Source organism: Palleronia sp. (genome assembly GCF_042089775.1).
Lineage (GTDB): Bacteria > Pseudomonadota > Alphaproteobacteria > Rhodobacterales > Rhodobacteraceae > Palleronia.
The window spans coordinates 1-3,805 of the sequence record NZ_JBELKF010000179.1; the positions used below are offsets into that span (position 1 = coordinate 1).

The 3,805-nt window shown below is 65.7% G+C and carries 3 protein-coding genes; all 3 read left to right on the forward strand.

Going from position 1 to position 3,805, the window contains the following annotated elements:
* Positions 1–397: 397 nt before the first annotated feature.
* Genes ACFDS3_RS19500 through ACFDS3_RS19510 form a run of 3 tightly spaced genes read left to right on the forward strand, consistent with a single transcriptional unit; the run spans position 398 to position 3,371 of the window.
* Positions 398–1,525 carry a type III polyketide synthase gene (locus tag ACFDS3_RS19500; protein ID WP_375264002.1) on the forward strand — a complete coding sequence of 376 codons (1,128 nt, stop codon included), beginning with the start codon at positions 398–400 and terminating at the stop codon, positions 1,523–1,525.
* The gene (locus ACFDS3_RS19505; RefSeq protein WP_375264003.1) at positions 1,522–2,265 is read left to right on the forward strand and encodes a class I SAM-dependent methyltransferase; all 744 of its coding nucleotides are present in this window, start codon (positions 1,522–1,524) and stop codon (positions 2,263–2,265) included. Before ACFDS3_RS19500 ends, ACFDS3_RS19505 begins: the two co-directional genes overlap by 4 nt.
* The gene (locus ACFDS3_RS19510) at positions 2,262–3,371 is read left to right on the forward strand and encodes an NAD(P)/FAD-dependent oxidoreductase (RefSeq protein WP_375264004.1); all 1,110 of its coding nucleotides are present in this window, start codon (positions 2,262–2,264) and stop codon (positions 3,369–3,371) included. The genes ACFDS3_RS19505 and ACFDS3_RS19510 overlap by 4 nt, the downstream gene beginning before the upstream one ends.
* Positions 3,372–3,805: the final 434 nt, after the last annotated feature.

Consider the following 3,805-nt stretch of genomic DNA (forward strand, 5'->3'; position numbering starts at 1 on the left):
CCGTAAGGCCGGAGGGAAGTGGGGCTCAGGTCACGGGAAGTCGCCGGGACCAATGGGCCATAGGCGCCATGGCGGTAGAACAGATCGGGGACGAAGACGACGTAGCCCGCGTCTGTAAGCCGTTGCGCCATGGTCGATGACAACCGGACGAATTCCGCCTGCGTCGAATTAGAAGAGGATGGCCGGTCCGCCTTTGCCGTCCTTGGCGGTGAGAACTTGCGTCGTGCAGTTGCCGTCGCGTGCGTGGACCGTGATTTGCTCGTGCGCCATTGCATCGCCTCCGGAGGGCTCGCCGAACGGCCGCAGGTCCGTTTCGAGCCCGACCCAGACATCAATGGTGAGACAATTCGTCACACGCGTTCCAGCGGATGAACCACAATGCTTCGTCCAACGTTACATGCAGTGTGCCTTTCGGTTGGGCACCCGCTTCTCCAAATTGAGGCCAACCATTCTGACACATGCGTATATCAACCGCGTCGCGACGGCGGTGCCCGAGTACGAAGTGCATGACTATTTCCTGCGCTTCGCCACCGTGAGCCTCGCGGCGTCACCGAGGCATCAAACGCTCTTCAGCAGGATGGCGGACAAGGCAGGCATAGAGACCAGATATTCGTGCATCGAACCCGCGGACGACCCCGAGGGGCAGATTGTCGACACGGCTGGCATCTTTCGACGGGGTGCATTCCCCGGTACCGCCACGCGCATGGACATGTACGAGAGCGCAGCAGCAGACTTGGCGATGCTGGCCATCGACCGCCTCGATATGGGCAAGATGCGGACGTCCGTTACACATCTGATCGTCGCGAGCTGTACCGGACTTTCGGCTCCGGGACTGGATCTCGAGATCGTCCATCGTGCCGGTCTGTCGCCATCGGTCGAACGCACGCTGATCGGCTTCATGGGATGCTATGCCGCTATAAACGCTCTGAAGACGGCACACCATATCGTCCGGTCAGAGCCCTCGGCGAGGGTGCTGGTCGTCAATTGCGAACTGACGACGCTGCACCTGAAGGAAACCGACGATCTTGAGCGTCTGCTGACCTTCTGTCTTTGGGGGGACGGCTGCTCTGCCGCTCTTGTCACGGCCGAGGCGACGGGCATCCGGCTCGACCGGTTCAAGGCGCTGCTGGCCCGTGACGCGCGGGACCTGATGACTTGGAACGTCCGCGACGACGGGTTCGACATGGTTCTGTCGGGACGGGTCCCGGCGACGATCCAGGCGGTGCTTGCCGACAACGTCGCGGCCATCCTCCACGGGGACAGTGTGGACGAGATCGATCTGTGGGCCGTGCATCCCGGCGGCCGGTCGGTGCTCGACGCGGTGCAACGGACCTTGAACCTCGACCCCGGGGCGCTCGCCACGTCGCGCGACGTGCTGCGCGCTTACGGCAACATGTCGTCCGCCACCGTGATGTTCGTGTTGGAGCGCATGCTCGAGGACGGGGCCGCGGGGGCCAAAGGCTGCGGCATGGCGTTCGGGCCGGGTCTGACCGCCGAAACGATGACGTTCGGGATTGTCGCATGAGCGCGTTCCCGGCCGAGCGGACCGTCGTACCCGAGCATCTCGACAGCATGCGTCCCGACGCGCCCGAAGCGCGCGCATCACGCCGCGACCTTCACCGCATCAACGCATTGATGCTGCAGTCGCGTATCCTGGCGGGGCTGATGAAGACGCATGTGCCAGAACCGCCGCGGCGGATCGTCGAGCTCGGATGCGGCGACGGCTTGACGACGCACGCCGTCCTGCGCCGATTGGCACCTGCCTGGCCGGGCGGAACCCTGACGCTGGTCGACGCGCAACCGGTCGTCCTGGAGCGGGCGGTCGACGATCTCGCGGCTCTTGGCTGGAGGGTCGAGATCGTGACCGCCGATGTCGTCGACTGGCTCCCGGCAGCGGGGACGCACGATCTCGCGATCGCCAATCTGTTTCTGCACCACTTCAATGCCGCAGACCTGTCCCGTGTCTTGGACGGCATTGCCGGTGGGTGCGAGACATTCGTCGCGACCGAACCGAGACGATCGAGGTTCGCGGCGATGGCCGCCGGTTCCCTCCATGCCATCGGCGCCAACGCCGTGACCCGCCACGACGCCGTCGTCAGCGTCAAGGCCGGCTTCAGGGACGGCGAGCTCGCCGCATCCTGGCCGGGAGCGGTCATCGTCGACGCAGCGCACGGCCCCTTCACGCAGGCCTTCGTCGGCCGGCCTCACGCCCCGGCACATGCCGGAGACCCAGGCGTTCAGCGGGACGGAAGGAAGGGCCGATGAGCCGCGTCGGAACCGCCGTCATCGGCGGAGGCCTTGCAGGCAGCGCCACGGCCCTGTCGCTCGCCCGGTGGGGACATGACGTGACCTTGTTCGAACGGGATCCGTCGCCTCGCGACAAGGTCTGCGGAGAGTTTCTTTCTCCCGAGGGATGCCGCGAGGTCGAGGCCATGGGGCTGGACCTGACCCGGCTCGGCGCCGAACCGGTATCGCGCCTGCGGCTTCTTGCAGGCGGACGAAGCGTTTCGGGTCCGCTTCCGTTCCGGGCCGTGACGATCCCACGGCGCCTGCTCGACCCCGAGTTGAGGTCCCTTGCCGCCGGGGCCGGCGCCGATATTCGCCTTGGCGCGCGCGTGACCTCGGTCGGAGAAGGGGAATTAAGGCTCGGCAGCGAACGCATCGCCGCCGATCGGATCGTCCTCGCCAACGGAAAGCTGGACCTGCGCGGTTGGAAGCGCACGGCCGCCCCCGGCGACCGGAATCACCACATCGGTCTGAAGATGCATTATCGCCCGGGTGCCGAAACGATGGCTGCGCTGCGCGATACCATCGTGTTGTGCTTCTTCGACGGAGGCTATGCCGGCCTCGTGCCGATGGACGCTGACACATGCAACGTCAGTGCCGCGGTCACGCGTCGCGCCTGGAATGCCTGCGGCCGCGACTATGGCCAGCTTTGCCGCGTCATCGCAGCGGAGTGCCCGGACGTGGCGCCGGTGCTCCGGGAGGACGCTGCCCTATGGCCACGTCCACTCGCCGTGGGACATGTCCCCTACGGCTACCGCGCTTGGGCCGCGCGGAACGGGCCAGACTGGCTCTGGCGCGTAGGAGATCAATCCGCCGTCATCCCGTCGCTGAGCGGAACCGGCATGACCATGGCGCTTATCGGCGGACGCCTCCTCGCCGCGTGCCTCCACGAGAACCGATCACAGGACGAATACGCAAGAGATCTGCGGCAAGCCTTTGCGGGACCTATGTGGCGCGCCGAAAGCGTCGCAATGCTCTTCCAAGGGCACCGACGGCGTCGGCTCGCATCGCGCACCGCCGATCGTTTTCCAGGTCTTCTCCCGCGTGTTGCTCGAATGACGCGGGTCGCGCCCGGATCTCCGTAACGCGTCAAGGTATCGCGAAGTCCATGGCCGGATCGGGCAACTCTGCGTGCGAATCAGAGAATGTCGACCTTATCCGCACAATGGACTTCACCGCCCATTGATGCTGCACGCCATCGCGAACGGCCGTTCTCGGGGAACTGCACCGCAACGCGAGCCGGCGGCGCGAATGTCCAAGGGCCGATCGTGCCAAGGCGACCGTCCGCGCGAAGCCCAGGCCTGCCGCGCCGCCGCAAGTCGGCTTCGAGCCCTTCCGCGACATACGCGTCCCGGGGCGGCGAGCCAGCGCTACCGATAAGGGATCCCGATGATGCCCCGCCGGAGAAACATCCACGACAGGCAAATCACGAACGTGCTGGCGATCAGGCCAAGGCCACGTTCATAGAGCCCGTCGATGCTGGTCGGGAGAAAGAAGAAGACCGGGGATAGAAGACCCC